This is a genomic window from Kribbella sp. NPDC051620 (genome assembly GCF_044453825.1).
Lineage (GTDB): Bacteria > Actinomycetota > Actinomycetes > Propionibacteriales > Kribbellaceae > Kribbella.
On the sequence record NZ_JBITDB010000003.1, the window covers coordinates 307,084 to 322,315 of the forward strand.

At 68.7% G+C, this 15,232-nt stretch carries 13 protein-coding genes; 3 read left to right on the forward strand and 10 right to left on the reverse strand.

The annotated features are described in order from the left end of the window. Window positions 1-118: 118 nt before the first annotated feature. The 8 genes from proB to ACIA12_RS14520 all read right to left on the reverse strand — a co-directional run bounded on the left by proB (window position 119) and on the right by ACIA12_RS14520 (window position 9,845). Window positions 119-1,231, reverse strand: coding sequence for a glutamate 5-kinase (proB, locus tag ACIA12_RS14485; RefSeq protein WP_396367441.1), 1,113 nt, complete (start codon window positions 1,229-1,231; stop codon window positions 119-121). A 62-nt stretch (window positions 1,232-1,293) separates the two neighbouring features. Next, on the reverse strand, window positions 1,294-2,928 hold the full coding sequence (gene obgE, locus ACIA12_RS14490) for a GTPase ObgE (protein WP_396367442.1): 1,635 nt from the start codon (window positions 2,926-2,928) through the stop codon (window positions 1,294-1,296). Between the two features lie 120 nt (window positions 2,929-3,048). Further along, window positions 3,049-3,309, reverse strand: coding sequence for a 50S ribosomal protein L27 (rpmA, locus tag ACIA12_RS14495; RefSeq protein WP_020388387.1), 261 nt, complete (start codon window positions 3,307-3,309; stop codon window positions 3,049-3,051). 12 nt (window positions 3,310-3,321) lie between these two features. Beyond that, a complete protein-coding gene (rplU, locus tag ACIA12_RS14500; protein WP_328335202.1) occupies window positions 3,322-3,639 on the reverse strand; it encodes a 50S ribosomal protein L21 in 318 nt (105 codons plus the stop codon). 136 nt (window positions 3,640-3,775) lie between these two features. Continuing rightward, window positions 3,776-7,069, reverse strand: a complete 3,294-nt coding sequence (locus tag ACIA12_RS14505; protein WP_396367443.1) for an Rne/Rng family ribonuclease — start codon at window positions 7,067-7,069, stop codon at window positions 3,776-3,778. 146 nt (window positions 7,070-7,215) lie between these two features. Further along, entirely contained in the window at window positions 7,216-8,043 is an 828-nt protein-coding gene (locus ACIA12_RS14510) for a TIGR03936 family radical SAM-associated protein (RefSeq protein ID WP_396367444.1), read from the reverse strand. Window positions 8,044-8,100: 57 nt separating this feature from the next. Next, a complete protein-coding gene (locus ACIA12_RS14515; RefSeq protein WP_396367445.1) occupies window positions 8,101-9,186 on the reverse strand; it encodes a Gfo/Idh/MocA family protein in 1,086 nt (361 codons plus the stop codon). Between the two features lie 77 nt (window positions 9,187-9,263). Then, the gene (locus ACIA12_RS14520) at window positions 9,264-9,845 is read right to left on the reverse strand and encodes a TetR/AcrR family transcriptional regulator (RefSeq protein WP_396367446.1); all 582 of its coding nucleotides are present in this window, start codon (window positions 9,843-9,845) and stop codon (window positions 9,264-9,266) included. 88 nt (window positions 9,846-9,933) lie between these two features. Here ACIA12_RS14520 and ACIA12_RS14525 point away from each other — a divergent pair, with 88 nt between their 5' ends. Both ACIA12_RS14525 and ACIA12_RS14530 read left to right on the forward strand, forming a co-directional pair. Next, window positions 9,934-10,233, forward strand: coding sequence for an alcohol dehydrogenase catalytic domain-containing protein (locus ACIA12_RS14525; RefSeq protein ID WP_396367447.1), 300 nt, complete (start codon window positions 9,934-9,936; stop codon window positions 10,231-10,233). Next, window positions 10,188-10,916, forward strand: coding sequence for a zinc-binding alcohol dehydrogenase family protein (locus ACIA12_RS14530; RefSeq protein ID WP_396367448.1), 729 nt, complete (start codon window positions 10,188-10,190; stop codon window positions 10,914-10,916). The genes ACIA12_RS14525 and ACIA12_RS14530 overlap by 46 nt, the downstream gene beginning before the upstream one ends. Window positions 10,917-10,922: 6 nt before the next feature. On the opposite strand, the gene ACIA12_RS14535 is transcribed toward ACIA12_RS14530, so the two are convergent. Together ACIA12_RS14535 and ACIA12_RS14540 are read right to left on the reverse strand one after the other, a co-directional pair. After that, complete coding sequence (locus ACIA12_RS14535; RefSeq protein WP_396367449.1) at window positions 10,923-11,423, reverse strand: DUF1772 domain-containing protein; 501 nt, start codon at window positions 11,421-11,423, stop codon at window positions 10,923-10,925. Window positions 11,424-11,460: 37 nt separating this feature from the next. Beyond that, a complete protein-coding gene (locus ACIA12_RS14540; protein WP_396367450.1) occupies window positions 11,461-14,217 on the reverse strand; it encodes a M64 family metallopeptidase in 2,757 nt (918 codons plus the stop codon). Between the two features lie 174 nt (window positions 14,218-14,391). Between ACIA12_RS14540 and ACIA12_RS14545 the strand changes: the two genes are divergently transcribed. After that, window positions 14,392-15,195: a lysophospholipid acyltransferase family protein gene (locus tag ACIA12_RS14545; protein ID WP_396367451.1), complete on the forward strand. Its 804-nt coding sequence runs from the start codon at window positions 14,392-14,394 to the stop codon at window positions 15,193-15,195. Window positions 15,196-15,232: the final 37 nt, after the last annotated feature.

Below are 15,232 nucleotides of genomic sequence, written 5' to 3' on the forward strand. Positions count from 1 at the left end.
TTCGCTCTTGTTCTTCGCTCTTGTTCTTCGCTCTTGTTCTTCGCTCTTGTTCTTCGCTCTTGTTCTTCGCTCTTGTTCTTCGCTCTTGTTCTTCGCTCTTGTTCTTCGCTCTGTGGGGTCAGAGGAGTACTAGGTCGTCGCGGTGGACTACTTCGCGTTCGTACATCGGGCCCAGTTCTCGGGCCAGGTCTCGGGTGGAGCGGCCTAGGAGGTTGGGGAGTTCGGTGGCGTCGTAGTTGACGAGGCCTCGGGCGATGACGACGCCGGTGGGTGAGATCAGGTCTACTGGGTCGCCGGCGGAGAAGGTGCCTTCTACGCCGGTGATGCCAGCTGGGAGCAGGGAGCTGCGGCGGTCTGTCACGGCTCGGACGGCGCCTTCGTCCAGTACCAGGCGGCCTTGGCCTGAGGTTGCGTGGGCCAGCCAGAGCAACCGGGTCTTGCGGCGGCGGCCAGTGGGGTGGAAGAGGGTTCCTACGGGGTCGCCTCGAAGGGCTTCGCCGACTCGGGCGGCTGAGGTCAGCACGACCGGGATCCCTGCCTCGGTGGCGATTGCGGCGGCCTCGACCTTCGTCTGCATACCACCCGTACCGACGCCAGAGCTGCCCGTCCGGCCGATCTGCAGTGGCAACAGGTCAGCGGGGCCACGGACGTCGGTGAGCATCGTCGTACCGGGCTTGCGCGGGTCACCGTCGTACAGACCATCGACGTCCGACAGCAGCACCAGCAGGTCGGTGTGCACGAGGTGGCTGGTCAGCGCGGCCAGCCGGTCGTTGTCGCCGAAGCGGATCTCGGTGGTCGCGACGGTGTCGTTCTCGTTGACGATCGGGACGACGCCGAGCTCCAGCAGCCGCGCGAAGGTGCGGTACGCGTTGCGGTAGTGGCTTCGCCGGGTGACGTCGTCGACGGTCAGCAGCACCTGACCGACCCGGAGTCCGTGCGCGGCGAAGGCATCGGAGTACCGAGCCATCAACAGCCCCTGGCCGACCGACGCGGCCGCCTGCTGGGTGGCGAGGTCGCGGGGACGCGAGCGCAACCCCATCGGCGCCAGACCGGCCGCGATCGCGCCGGACGAGACCAGCACGACCTCGGTACCTTCGACCCGGCGCGCGGCGATCGCGTCGACCAGCACTCGCAGCCGTTCGAGGTCGATCCGGCCGCGCTGGGTCAGCGACGACGAACCGACCTTCACCACGATCCGCCCGGCCTTGACGACCTCAACCCGTTGCGTCATCAGTTTTCCTGACTCAGTGGGAGCAAGCAGTGGGCCGGCGTCGTCGACGGCCTCCGGAAACGCTACTTGTTGCTCTCGGCATCTATGTCGATGGTCTCACCCAGCGCGTAGAGACGCTCGGCCTCCAGCTCCTCGGCGGCGGCCAGCTCGCGGGCTTGTTTGCGCGCGGCCCTCTCGGCGGCCTTCTGAGCCGCCTTCGCCTCCGCCGGGGTCAGGTCGACCTCGTCATCGACCCAGCCCTTGCCGTACTCCGACAGGTCCTTGGGCCGCTCGATCTCGCCCTCCCGCCGGGCGTGGTACTCGTAGTCCTTGTCCTTGCGGCGCTGCGCCGCCGGACGGTCCTCGTCCAGTCGCTGGTCCTCGCCACGGCGAGACAGCAGCTCAGCACCGGCCTGTACTTCGGGAGCGAAGTCGAAGACCACGGAGTTCGGGGCGTCGCCGATCGTCACGCTGTCGCCGGCCATCGCGCCCAGTTCGAGCAGTTGCCGCTCGACGCCGAGCCGGTTCAGCCGGTCGGCCAGGTACCCGGTCGCCTCGGCGTTGGTGAAGTCGGTCTGCCGGATCCAGCGCTCGGGCTTCTCGCCCTGGATCAGCCAGCCGCCGTCAGGGGTCTTCTTGACCTTGAACTCCGGGCCACCGGTCGCGCGCGGGCGCAGGATGATCCGGGTGGTGTCCGGCTTCTCCTCCTCGGCGCGACGCTTCTCGACGATCTCGGCCATCGCGAACTTCAGCGCATCCAGGCCTTCGTGGCTGGCGGTCGAGATCGAGAACACCTTGTAGCCGCGCTGCTCGAGCTCGGCCGTCACCATCTCGGCGATCTCCTTGGCATCCGGCACGTCGACCTTGTTCAGCGCGATCAGCCGCGGCCGGTCCTCCAGCCCGCCATGGGCCTTCAGCTCGGCCTCGATCGTGTCGAGGTCGCTCAGCGGGTCGCGGCCCGGCTCGTACGTCGCGCAGTCGATCACGTGCACCAGCGCGGCGCAGCGCTCGACGTGGCGCAGGAAGTCGTGGCCGAGACCGCGGCCCTCGCTCGCGCCCTCGATCAGGCCCGGTACGTCGGCCACGGTGAAGATGTGCTCACCGGCGACGACGACGCCCAGGTTGGGGATCAGGGTGGTGAAGGGGTAGTCGGCGATCTTCGGGCGGGCCCGGCTGATCGAGGCGATCAGCGAGGACTTGCCGGCGCTCGGGAAGCCGACCAGACCGATGTCGGCGACAACCTTGAGCTCGAGCACGATGGTGCGCTCTTCGCCGTCCTCGCCGAGCAGCGCGAAACCGGGCGCCTTGCGGCTGGAGCTGGCCAGAGCCGCGTTGCCCAGACCGCCCTTGCCGCCGGCGGCCGCGACGTACTCCGAGCCGACGCCGACCAGGTCGGCCAGCACCTCGCCCTCCGGAGTGCTGACGACCGTGCCGTCCGGGACGGGCAGGATGATGTCGCCGCCCCTGCTGCCGGCCTGGTGATCGCCCTTGCCCTGCTGGCCGTTCGTGGCCGAGCGGTGCGAGGAGCGGTGATAGTCGACGAGCGTGGTCTGGTCGGGGTCGACGCGCAGGATGATGCTGCCGCCGTCACCGCCGTTGCCGCCGTCAGGTCCACCGAGCGGCTTGAACTTCTCGCTGTGCACCGAGGCGCAGCCGTTTCCGCCGTTGCCACCGGTGACGTGCACCGTGACCCGGTCGACAAAGCTGGGGATCGCCATCGAGGTACTCAACTTCCTGCTGGGAAACGCTTCTTCTCTATACATAGCCGAAGGGCGGGCCGCGCTATTCCGCGGACCCGCCCTTCGAAAAGGCTTTGTTGCTCGAACCGGGTGGCGGTGTTACTCCGCCGGGGCCGGGACGATGTTGACAACACGGCGTCCGCGACGGACACCGAACTCGACCTTGCCCTCGGCCAGCGCGAACAGGGTGTCGTCGCCGCCACGGCCGACCAGGGTGCCCGGGTGGAAGTGGGTGCCCCGCTGACGGACGATGATCTCGCCGGCGTTGACCAGCTGGCCGCCGAAGCGCTTCACGCCGAGCCGCTGCGCGTTGGAGTCGCGACCGTTACGGGTCGACGCTGCTCCCTTTTTGTGTGCCATTTTTTATTCAGCTCACTTCTTCTTGGCGTCGATCGCGGTGACCTTGACCTGGGTGTAGTGCTGACGGTGCCCCTGGCGCTTGCGGTAACCGGTCTTGTTCTTGTACTTGAGGATGTGGATCTTCGGGCCCTTGGTACGGCCCAGAACCTCAGCCGAGACGGCCACCTTGGACAAAGCGGCGGCATCGGTCGTCACGGTGTCGCCATCGACGACGAGGACTGCGGTCAGCGAAACCGTGTCGCCGACCTGGTCCGTCAGGCTGTCGATCTCGATGACATCGCCGACGGCGACCTTCTGCTGGGTGCCGCCACTGCGCACGATCGCGTACACCGTGGATCTCACTCTCTATTGTTCGGAAGTCTTAGAACTGCGGGGCCTGCATGTGTACTGCCTACCGCGGCCCACACAAAGGAGGCACGCATGACGCGCGCCGAATGACAAGAATACGGCGCGCGCCACGAGCGGGTCAAACTGGGGTGGACTCCAGCTCCGGAGTGCTCACTCCGGCATCGGATCCGTTGTTACCTGAATCACTGTCACCGCTGTCCGCGGCCTTGCTGCGGCTCCGGCTGCTGCGCCGGCGCCTGGTGCTGCCGTTCCGCCCGGAACCGTTCTGCTGAGCCTTCTCGGCGTCATCACCCTGGGACGGCTCCCCGTGGGTCTGCTCGGCCTGCGAATGGTCGTCCTGGGCTGTCGCCTCGGCGCGTCCGGCCTCGGTGTGAGCAGCCTCCGTGTGGGCAGCCTCGGTGTGCGCGGGCGTTTCGGCCTGCCCAGCGGTGTGGTCGCCGTTCGCGGCGGCCGAGGCTGCCGCGATCTGGGCCAGGCGCTGGGCCGCGTCACCGTTGCCGCTGCCCTGGTGCTCAGCGTGCTCGGTGTGATCGGTGTGATCGGTGTGATCGGTCTGCTCGTCGTCGCGACGGCCCTTGCCGCGGTTGCGGCTGCGGGTCGTGGTCTTCTTCGCGGCCTCGCCCTCGGGCTTCTGCTCGTGCGAGTGCTGCTGTTGCTGCTGCTGGCCGCGGCCACGCCCGTCGTTGTCGCGACGGCGGGACTCCTTCGGCTCGTCGTGCAGGATCAGCCCGCGGCCACCGCAGTGGTCGCAGTTCTCGCTGAACGCCTCCAGCAGGCCGGTGCCGATCCGCTTCCGGGTCATCTGGACCAACCCGAGCGACGTCACCTCCGCCACCTGGTGCTTGGTCCGGTCGCGGCCGAGGCACTCGACCAGCCGGCGCAGTACCAGGTCGCGGTTGAGCTCCAGCACCATGTCGATGAAGTCGATCACGATGATGCCGCCGATGTCGCGCAGCCGCAGCTGGCGGACGATCTCCTCGGCCGCTTCCAGGTTGTTCTTGGTGACCGTCTCCTCGAGGTTGCCCCCGGAGCCGGTGAACTTGCCGGTGTTGACGTCGACGACCGTCATCGCCTCGGTCCGGTCGATGATCAGCGAACCACCCGAGGGCAGCCAGACCTTGCGGTCGAGCGCCTTCTTGATCTGCTCGTCGATCCGGTAGTTCGCGAACACGTCGCCGGAGGTGTTGTAGTCCCACTTCTCCACCCGGTCGGCCAGGTGCGGAGCGACGTACGAGACGTACTCCTTGACCTGGTCGTAGGCGTCGTCACCGGAGATGACGAGCTTGGAGAAGTCCTCGGTGAACAGGTCGCGGACGACCCGGATCAGCAGGTCGGGCTCGCCGTGCAGCAGCGCGGGCGCCTGGCCGGACTTCGACTTCTGGTCGATCTCCGTCCAGTACGACTGCAGCCGGCTGACGTCCGAGGTCAGCTCCTCCTCGGTCGCGCCCTCGGCGGCGGTACGGACGATGACGCCCGCCTCGTCCGGGACGATGTCCTTCAGGATGCCCTTGAGCCGGTTCCGCTCGGTGTCGGGCAGCTTGCGGCTGATCCCGCCGTTGCCGCCGCGCGGTACGTACACGACGTACCGGCCGGGCAGGCTGATCTGGTTGGTGAGCCGGGCGCCCTTGTGGCCGATCGGGTCCTTGGTCACCTGGACCAGGACCGCCTGACCGGACTTGAGCACCTGCTCGATCTTGCGCGGGCCGTTGGCGCCACCCAGGGTCGCCCAGTCCACCTCACCGGCGTACAGGACCGCGTTGCGGCCCTTGCCGATGTCGATGAACGCGGCCTCCATGCTGGGCAGCACGTTCTGTACGCGGCCGAGGTACACGTTGCCGATCAGCGAGCTCTGCTCGGCCGTCGTCACGTAGTGCTCGACCAGGACGTTGTCCTCGGAGACCGCGATCTGGGTCAGGTCGTCGCGGGCCCGGATCACCATCGTCCGCTCGACCGACTCGCGGCGGGCCAGGAACTCGGCCTCGCTGACGATCGGCGCGCGGCGGCGGCCGGCGGCGCGGCCCTCACGGCGGCGCTGCTTCTTCGCCTCCAGGCGGGTCGAGCCCTCGACCGCGGTGATCTCGTTGTTGACGGTCTTGCTGCGCGGCTCGCGGACGCGGACGACGGTCTCGTCCGGGTCGTCGGCCGCCAGGGCCGTGTCCTCGCCCTTGCGGCGACGACGGCGACGGCGACGGCGCGACGACGTACCAGCGCCTTCGGCCTCGTCGTCGGACTCGGCGGACTGGTCGTTGTCCTCGGCCTCGTCGTCGGACTGGTCCTCGTCGGGCTCGTCGCCCTCGTCGGCGTTGTCCTCGGAGTCGGACTCGCCGGCCTTGCGGCGGCGACGGCCACCGCGGCGACGGCGCCGGCGGGTGGTGCTGGGCTGGTCGTCGTCCTCGTCGGCCTCGGCGTCGTGACCCTCGTCGGTCTCGTCGTCCTCGGTGTCCGCGTCGATGTGGCGGGCCTGCTCGAGCACGGGCTCGGCGCGGTCAGCGGCAACCTCTTCGGCGTCGCGGCTACGACGGCTCCGGCGACGGCGGGTGGTGGTGCTTGCCTGCTCTTCGGCGACCTCGGGGGTCTGCTCGACCTCTACGGGCTCGGCCTGGGCGGTGTTGGCCTGGGTCTCGGCGGCCTCGGCCGCACGCTCGGCGGCGGTCGACCGGCGACGGGTACGACGGCCGGCGGTGGGCGCAGCCTCGGGGGCTGCTTCCGGGGTGGCTTCCACTGGGCTCGTGGACGCGGCCTGCTTGGGCACCTCGGTCGGAGCCTGGAACAGCACGGCCGCGGCGGCCGGCGCACGTCGGCGCGACCGACGAGCCGGAGCATCGGCGGCGGCCAGGAGTGCCGCTTCCTTTGCGGCCAGCTCAGCGGCTGCTGCCTCGGCGGCGGCGAGCTCTTCCTCGGTCAGTTGCTCCTCGGGGAGCTCGGCGGCCGCTACCGGGCCGTCGGTGAGCGGGGTGTCCTCGGAGAGGAGGTTGGGCTGCGCGGCAGCGGCCTTCTTCGAGGTGCGCTTACGGGTAGTTGTCTTCTTCGCTGCACGCGCCGGGGCGGCCGCCTCGACGGAGGCCGCGTCGGCAGTCGCGTCAGCTGTGGTGTCCGCGTCGGTGTCCAGGAGGCTGTCCTGGGTGGTGCCGCGGGCTGCAGCCTTCTTCGCCGGGCGCTTGGCGGCGGTTTTCTTGACCGTGCGCTTCGCGGCGGTCTTCTTCACCGGCGCGGGGGCCGGGTCAGCGGTCTCGCCATCGTCCTGGGTGCTGACGGCGGCGGCCTCGACGGGCACGGCGGCGGCCTTCTTGGCCGTGCGCTTGCGCGTCGTGGTCGCCTTCTTGGCGGCCGGTTGTCTGGCAGCGCGCTTGGCTGCGGGGGCGGTGGCGGCCACGTCGGCTGCCTCGGTGTCGTTCGGCTCGTTGTCGAGCATGCGGTGCGGGTCTCCTCAGGCCATCCGGCGCACCCTGCGGGCCTCTGTCACAGGTCCGGCGCTGCCAGCTGGCGGTCACGGTTCGCCACTCCCGGGTGCTAATCCGGTGCGGCGGAAGCCTTCTGGATCCGCTCCCTGCAATGCCGTCAGGGCACAGCTGGAGCGGCGGCGTCGCCCTCCGCTACATGCGTCTGGTGGTCGACCGCTTGGCCGGTCGCGGTCGCCTGGGTGGCGTCGCGGTCACGAGCGAGCGGATCGTCCACAGTGCCGGTTGCCTCGATGAGCGGGCCTTGGGCGAGCCTGGTCAGAAGAGCCGGGCCCGTCACCTCAAGCGTCGCTACCTCTAGCACGCCGGCGAGAACGTCGTCGGGTCTCACGGCCGGGGTTCCGAGCCGTAACACCACTTGCAGTATCGCACACGTCTCAACCGTCGCCAGGTCACTACCGACGGTGAGTCGGAGGACGGCTTCCCGGCAGTCAAACGAGCGAAGACCCCGTTTGGTCATGCGCTCGACCAGAATTTCGTCCCGGGCGAGGAAGGCCGCGACCGCCTGCTCGGCGTCGGCCGGATCCACGCCAGGCAGCGCGATCAGCCACTCGCTGGCCTCCAGCTGGTCGGCCAGGGAGCCCGGCCCGGCGACAACCACCTCGAGCACGTCCAGCCCGGGCGGGAGCGCCTCGTCGAGGGCTGCCCGGACCTGCTCGGGGTCCCGCTCGTGTGTGAGCGAGATCTCCAAGTACTCCGCTTCCGAGGCGGCGCCGGTCGGCGCGGCACCGGCGTACGAGATCTTGGGGTGCGGGCTGAAGCCGTGTGAGAACGCCACCGGCAGCCCGGCGCGGCGGACTGCCCGCTCGAACGCGCGCTGGAAGTCGCGGTGCGAGGTGAACCGCAGCCGCCCGCGCTTGGCGAAGCGGATCCGCAGCTTCTGGACCGCAGGGAGCTGCTGGGACGGCGGAGCCTGTACTGGTGCCACGAACCCCATTCTCGCAGCAACGCCGCCACAACCTCACCTCCGCGGCCCAGAAGCGGGTCAGGCCAGTGGGATGCGGCGGCCGGTCGTGGCGGATTCGCGGGTTGAGTCGATCAGGCGGTGGTGGCGTAGGGCGTGGGTGAAGTCGGGCACTGTGTTGGTTCCCTCCCGCAGGTCGCGGGCCAGGGCGGAGTACAGGAGTGAGACGTTCTCGGCCGGTTTCGGCAGGCTGGCGGGGGCGCGCAGCTCGGCCGGCACGGTCAGTTCGGCGACCTCGTGGTCGGTACCGCGGCCGCCGGCCAGCGTCAGGCCGGTCGCCTGCGCGCTCCCGGTGGGCGACGTGAGGACGAGATCGCCCTCGGTGCCGTTGATCTCCCAGCGGAAGTTGTCGCCACGCGAGCTGGAGCCGCGATAGAAGAAGGACAGCGCGGCGCCATCGGCCAGCGTGCCGATCAGCCCGACCTGATCGGGTGCGGTCACCGGCAGTTCGGTGCCGTCGTCGATGACAGTGACCGTTTTGCGGCTGACAACCAGATCAGCGGAGACCTCGGCGATCTCCCCCAGCAGGTACTGCAGCGTGTCGAGGGTGTGCCCGGCGGCGATCGTCAGGAGCGTCGCGCCCTGGGAGTCATCGAAGAGATATGCCTGCCTGCGTTGGGTTTCCGCACCCCACGCGGCACCCGAGCCGACCACCGTCGTACCGAGTACGCGGCCGACGTACCCGTCCGCGATCAGCTGTCGCGCGTACTGGATCTCAGGTGCATACCGGCCCTGCAAGCCGATGACCGTGCGGCCCCCGGCAGCCAGTGACGCCAGCTCCTCGGCCTCTGCGCGGTTCACGCCGAGCGGCCACTCGGAGTAGACCTGCTTGCCCGCCGCCAGCGCAGCGCTGACGAGCTCGTGATGATGACTCACCTTGACCGCCACCACGACCAACTCGACGCCAGGATGCGCGATCAGATCCTGATGGTCGTCAAAAGCAGCCGGTACGCCGTACCGCTCCGCGGCCAGCTCGGCCGACTCCTTGCGCGTGGTACTGACGGCCACCAGCTCGTACTCCGGATGGCCGGCCAAAGCCGGCAGATGACTCATCGCCGCCCAGCCGTCCAGGCTCGCGCCGATCACTCCGACACCGATCTTCTTCATCGTCTTCACCTATCTTGAACGAGCATTCCATTATTTGCGCAGATCGCGACCACCGCCGGACGAGGCGGCAGCCCCGGTCAGTCCAGAGAGTTGACCGCGAGCTCCACCGAGGCGGTCAGGGCGGCGCGATCCGGGTCGACCGCGCCGATTACGCGGATCCCCTGCAGAGTCATCACCAGGAACTTGGCCAGCTCGAGCGGCCGATGGGTCGCCGGCAGCTCACCGGTCCCCTGCGCATGCGCGATCAGGTCGAAGAAGGCGCCCTCCAGCGAGTGGATGGTCTCCTTGAGGCGAGTCTGCACGACAGCGTCATGCCGAGCCCGCTCCGTCGCGCTACTGACGATCAGGCAGGCCTCCTGTCGGCCGTCACCGACGACCTCGTCGACGACGGAGATCATCACCGCGCGGATCAGTTCCCGGGCGGGTGCGCCGCTGCGCAGGAGTTCCATCAGCGGTACGGCGTACCGGTCGTGGTAGAGGTCGAGGGCGGCCAGGTACAGGCCCTCCTTGTTGCCGAAGGCTGCGTAGAGCGAGCCGCGGCCGAGTCCGGTGGCGTCCACCAAATCCTGGATCGACGTGCCGGCGAAGCCGGTGCGGCGGAAACTGGTCATCGCTGCCTCGACCGCCGCCTCGGTGTCGAACTCCCGCATCCTCGCCATGCGCCCAGCCTAAGCTAACTGGAACGCTCATTCAAGAAACCCTCGCGAGGCATAGCGTGGGCTCGACGAAACGCCGAGAGGAAACCCGATGCGCGCACTGCTCTTCGACCAGCCCGCCGCCGACACGAGTACGACCCGAGTGGGTGAGGTTGCGACGCCGGAGCCGGGGCCTGGCGAGGTGGCGATCGATGTCCGGGCGGCCGGGGTGAACTTCATCGACGTGATGGCCCGGCGTGGGGATGCCGGGTATGCGACTGGCTGGCCGTTCATACCGGGGCTTGAGGTTGCTGGGACGGTACGGGCGCTCGGTGCTGGGGTGAGTGGGCCGGCGATCGGTATCCGGTGGCGGCCTTCACTGCGACGGGTGGGTTGGCTGAGGTTGCCGTAGTACGGGGTGAGCTTGTTGTGGAGATCCCTGCTGGGGTGCCGTTCGAGCAGGCGGCTGTGGCTCCGGGGACGCTCACTACCGCGGCACTGCTGCTGGGACCGACTGGGCGGTTGCGTGCGGGCGACAGTGTGCTCGTCCACTCGGCAGCTGGAGGGGTGGGGCAGGCACTGGCTTCGCTTGCTCGCCTGTACGGGGCTGGGCTCTTGGTGGGGACTGTGGGGAGCGCAGGGAGGGCCGCTGCGGCGGAGAAGGCCGGGTACGACGCGGTGGTCGTCCGTGGTGACGGAATCGTCGACAGGGTTGGGGAATTGACGAGTGGACGGGGCGTCGACCTCATCCTCGATCCGCAGGGGACGGACTGGATCGAGACCGATCTGGAGCTGGTCGCGGCCGGTGGACGGATCGTGCTGTTCGGCAACGCGGGCGGGACTCCCCTGGCTTCCCTGCCTGCGGCCGGGAGGTTGTTCGGTGGGAATGCGGCGATCGGTGGGTTCAGCATCAGGGGGTACGCGGCCAAGGCGCCCTGGATGGTGGCTGAGGCGCTGACCGACGTACTGCTGAGGCTCAGCCGTGGTGAGCTGCAGGTCGAGCCGACCGTCGTCGACGGGCTCCAGCATGCAGCGGAGGCTCAGCAGGCGTTGGCGGACGGGCGCGGCGAGGGCAAGTACGCAGTACGGGTATGAGAACGGCTACGGCTGGGCGCTGGACTTGCCGGTCAGGTACAACGCCCAAGCGAGCAGAGCGAAGGCGACGGTGTTGAGGACGACGCGGACGAGGTTGAAGGCGCGCCACTTGGACTCGTCGAAGGCGGCGCGGACGGCGGTGACGTCGATCGTGTTCGGGTCGCCTGCTGCCTTGATCGCGTCGTTCAGGGGGACGTTGACGCTGACCGTGATGATCACGACGACCAGGTAGAGGACGAAGGCGACCGCGATCCACGGCAGCGCCTTCTCCTTCAGGTTGACGATGCCCGCCAGGAGGGTGAAGAACAGCGCGCCGAAGAAGCCGGCGCCGAGGAAGACCGGGTTGATGATCGCCCGGTCGACCGCCTGGAAGGCGCCGACGAACGTCTTGTCATCGGTCTTGGCCAGACCGGGCATGAAGGCGTTGGCATAGCTGCCGAACACACCGGCGACCAGGCCGGTCAGCATCATCGCCACCAGCAGCGATCCGACTCGCAGTCCGTTCATGGCGGCACGCTACCCGGCCTGGCCTTTCACCCGCCTGTCATAAACCGCTGCACTGGCCGGTGCGGGGGCCGGTGACGTGGTTGGGGGCTTGGAGGTTCGACGGTGCTGCTGTGTTGGAGGAGCAGGTGAGGGGGCCGTTGATGGTGTTGCCGGCCAGTACTACGGGGTCGGCGGTGCTCGATTTGAGTACTGTCGTCGGGCCGCTGACGGTGGTGGCGACGAGTACCTCGGAGCGGGTGGTACCGGTTGAGGTGACTGGGCCGTTGACCGTCGTACGGAGCAGGTGGAGGTCTGCCGCGTTGGTGGCGTTGACCGGGCCGGAGATCTTGGTGTCGGTGGCAACCAGAGAGGCACCGTTGCGGACTGCGACCGGGCCGTTGATGGTGGCGTTGGTGAGGCAGGTGACGCCGGAGGTCAACGTCAGTGGGCCGTTGCGGGTGCCGGTGATGGTCGTCGTGCAGGCTGGTGTCGGGCGGAGGAGGGTGACGGCGAAGCTGTGCGGGGTGGCGATGTTGCCGGGGGCATCGATCGCGCGGTACTCGATCCGGTGGCGGCCGTAGCCGGACGGGACGTCGTCCCAGGGGACGACTCGGGGGGCGCCTAGTTTGCCGTAGACGAGTTGGTCGATCTCGGTACCTTCGGCGGTGAACTTGAAGGGGGCGTTGGCGTCGGTCGGCCAGCCGTAGTAGTTGTACCAACCGTCGCCGTCGGTGCGGAACTCCGGTACTACGTAGCCTTCGGTGTCGTCCGTCGCCTTCAAGGACATGGTGAAGGCGTCGTTGTAGATGTACTCCGGGCCGGTGGGCTTGGTGATCTTGAGCAGCGGCTTCGACAGGGTGGGGGTCACTGTCGGCTCTACTCCGTCGACCTGCCAGGTCAGTTCACTGGCGCCTACGCGGGCCGTGAGGGTGTGGGTGCCGGTCAGGTTGAGCGGTGCGAGGTCGAGGTCGCGGTCGTTGCCGGGGTTGTCCACCACGTTGCCATCCAGCCGCCACTCGACTGGTGGTTGCTCGGTGTCGCTCTGGGTCGTCTCCACATAAACCACCTCATCCGCATTCACCGGGTGCTCGGTCGAGGTGGAGGTGGTGAAGGTCGCCTGCACGGCGGCGGGTACTTCCGCGGTGGTCGGGTTGGCCTGCGCCGCCGGTTGTGTTGCGAGGCCCGCGTCCTGGGGGGTGGGTGCCTGGGTCAGGTCCGTCTGCGAGCCGCCAGTGGGCGGGGTGCCAGCTCCTGAGCCGGTGGCCCGGATGCCGTCGGCGGCGGCCCCTTCGCCGGTGGTCGGGTTGGCCTGCGCCGCCGGTGGTGGTTCAGAGCCCGCCTCGTTGGTGAGGGTTGCTGGGGGCCGGGTGGGTGCCTCTGCCTGCACGTCCGCCCGGGGCTGCACGGCCGCCTGGGACTGGGCTACCGCCTCTACGTCCGCCCGGGGCTGCGCGTCCGCCTGGGGTTGGGCTTCTGCCTGCACGGCCGCCTGGGACTGGGCTACCGCCTCTACGTCCGCCCGGGGCTGCGCGTCCGCCCGTGGTTGGGCTTCTGCCTGTGCGTCTGCTTGGGGCTGGCTTGGTGGGGTGATGGTCCAGGTACGGGTTGCCGTCAGGGCGGTGGAGGCTCGGATCGCTGGGTCTCGGACGAAGGGGGTGGGGTCGACCACCTTTGCGGTGAGGGTGTGGGGGCCGGGGGTTAGAGCCAGGGTGTTGAGGTTTACGTGGCGTTGGTTGTTGGTGGGGAGGGGGGTGCCGTCGAGGGTCCAGGTGACGGTTAGTTCGTGGGTGGCGGGGTGGAGGGTTTGTAGCCAGACCAGTTGGGTGGGGGTTACTGGGCCGGGTGGGGTGCTGGATTGGATGAGGGTGGCTCGGGAGGAGATTCGCTGGGTCATGCGTTCTCGGGAGACCTGGTCGAAGTAGTAGCCGAGGACCTTCATCATCGAGTGTTTGGACGGGCGCCAGATGCCGGAGCCGGCGTACATGCCGGCTTCGTAGCGGGCGATCGGGCCGCCGGATTCCGAGGGCTCGCCCAGCCAGCGGAACCATTTCTTCTGCTGGGTGAGCATTTGCTGTTCAGTCAGGAGGGTGTGGTGGATTGACGAGGGTTCGGCGCCTTCGTAGGGGGCACCCCGGTCGCCTCGGGCGTAGTAGTCGTACTCGTCCTGCAGGCCGCCCAGGGAGTGGCCGAGTTCGTGGGGCGTGATGAGGGCGGAGAGGGCGTTGCCGCCGGAGGCGGTCGCGTAGGTGCCACCTGCGCCGCCATAGGTGTTGCTGTTGCCGATGGCAAGGATCTGACGGTTGGCGGGCGTAGTACCGGGGACCAGATCGGCGTACTGCGCTGCCGCGGTCGCGCTCACCGTGAGCAGGCGCTGGACCGACCCGGGGTTGCAGCCGCCCCAGAAGCCCATCTGGAGCGGGGTGTCGACCTTGGGTGAGTCCAAGCCGGGATCGCAGTCGACGCCACTCTCGGGTGAGGCGATCTCGACGGCGTACACGTTGACGTAGTTGCGGTAGGTCTTGAACGGCTCGATGCTCCAGAGCACGTTCAGGTGCTTGTCCACCTGCTCCCGGAACTTCGGCAGGTCAGCCGCCGTGTACCCGTCCCCCATCACCACCAGGTTGAACCGCGACGAGGCGGGTCCCGTCACCTGGAGCGGCACCACGGTGGCGGGCACGGCGGCCGCGAGGCTGTCGGTGGGCGACTCACCAGCCGTCGCCGGGAGCGGGATGCCGGCGAGCGGAAGGCCGGCCAGTACCGCGGCGGCTGCTCCCAGGACGGCTGTCAGTCGGCGTGCCTTGGCGCTGGTCCTCACGAGGCGGTCCTCCCCAGACATGGCGGCTCATGGCGAGGCCGCCGTGAGAAGCCTACGAAGAGCCCGGCGGACTTGTCAGCGGCTTCCGCGCGGCGAACTTGCCAGTAGCCGGGGGCGTGACCGGGCGGCGTACGGCATCATGAGGGCTCGGGGAAACGTGAGGAAAGGACATCGATGACGGAACCGGCACAGTCGCCGCGGTTCGAACCGGAGCCTGAGCGCCCGGTCGACGACGCCGGTGACGGCGATGGCAAGGGCATCTACTGGGTGCTGAAGAACGTCGTGGTCGGCCCGCCGGTCAAGCGCATCTTCCGCCCGAAGGTGGAGGGCGCCGAGAACATCCCGGACCTCGGTCCGGCGATCATCGCGAGCAACCACCTGTCCTACGCGGACTGGATCTTCATGCCGCTGGTACTGCGCCGCCGGGTCACCTTCGTCGCCAAGTCGGACTACTTCACCGGCGCCGGGATCAAGGGCCGGTTCCAGCGCGGCTTCTTCAAGGGCACCGGCCAGGTCCCCATCGACCGGTCCGGCGGCTCGGCGTCCGAGGGCGCCATCAAGGCCGGCCTCAAGGTGCTGGAGCGCGGCGACCTGTTCGGCATCTACCCCGAGGGCACCCGCTCCCACGACGGCAAGCTCTACAAGGGCCGGACCGGTGTCGCCCGGCTCGCGCTCGAGGCGAAGGTCCCGGTGATCCCGTGTGGCGTGATCGGCACCGACGTGGTCGCCCCGCCCGGCAAGGTGGTCGCCTCGTTCGCCTCCCCGACGGTCAAGTTCGGCGAGCCGCTGGACTTCTCCCGGTACGACGGGATGGAGGGCGACCGGCTGATCCTGCGCGCCGTCACCGACGAGATCATGTACAAGATCATGGAGCTGTCCGGCCAGGAGTACGTCGACATGTACGCCACCAAGGCCAAGTCGCTGGAGGGCCGGGCGACCACCGGCGCCCCGAAGAAAGTCCGCAAGTCGGACACCTGAGTCAAGGGGTGAGACAGGGTGGCACTAGGCTGGGAAA

Coding starts and splice junctions, on each gene's coding strand:
- proB (WP_396367441.1), bottom strand. CDS start 1,231: ATGACGCAACGGGTTGAGGTCGTCAAGGCCGGGCGGATCGTGGTGAAG.
- obgE (WP_396367442.1), bottom strand. CDS start 2,928: ATGGCGATCCCCAGCTTTGTCGACCGGGTCACGGTGCACGTCACCGGT.
- rpmA (WP_020388387.1), bottom strand. CDS start 3,309: ATGGCACACAAAAAGGGAGCAGCGTCGACCCGTAACGGTCGCGACTCC.
- ACIA12_RS14505 (WP_396367443.1), bottom strand. CDS start 7,069: ATGCTCGACAACGAGCCGAACGACACCGAGGCAGCCGACGTGGCCGCC.
- ACIA12_RS14515 (WP_396367445.1), bottom strand. CDS start 9,186: ATGAAGAAGATCGGTGTCGGAGTGATCGGCGCGAGCCTGGACGGCTGG.
- ACIA12_RS14520 (WP_396367446.1), bottom strand. CDS start 9,845: ATGGCGAGGATGCGGGAGTTCGACACCGAGGCGGCGGTCGAGGCAGCG.
- ACIA12_RS14525 (WP_396367447.1), top strand. CDS start 9,934: ATGCGCGCACTGCTCTTCGACCAGCCCGCCGCCGACACGAGTACGACC.
- ACIA12_RS14535 (WP_396367449.1), bottom strand. CDS start 11,423: ATGAACGGACTGCGAGTCGGATCGCTGCTGGTGGCGATGATGCTGACC.
- ACIA12_RS14545 (WP_396367451.1), top strand. CDS start 14,392: ATGACGGAACCGGCACAGTCGCCGCGGTTCGAACCGGAGCCTGAGCGC.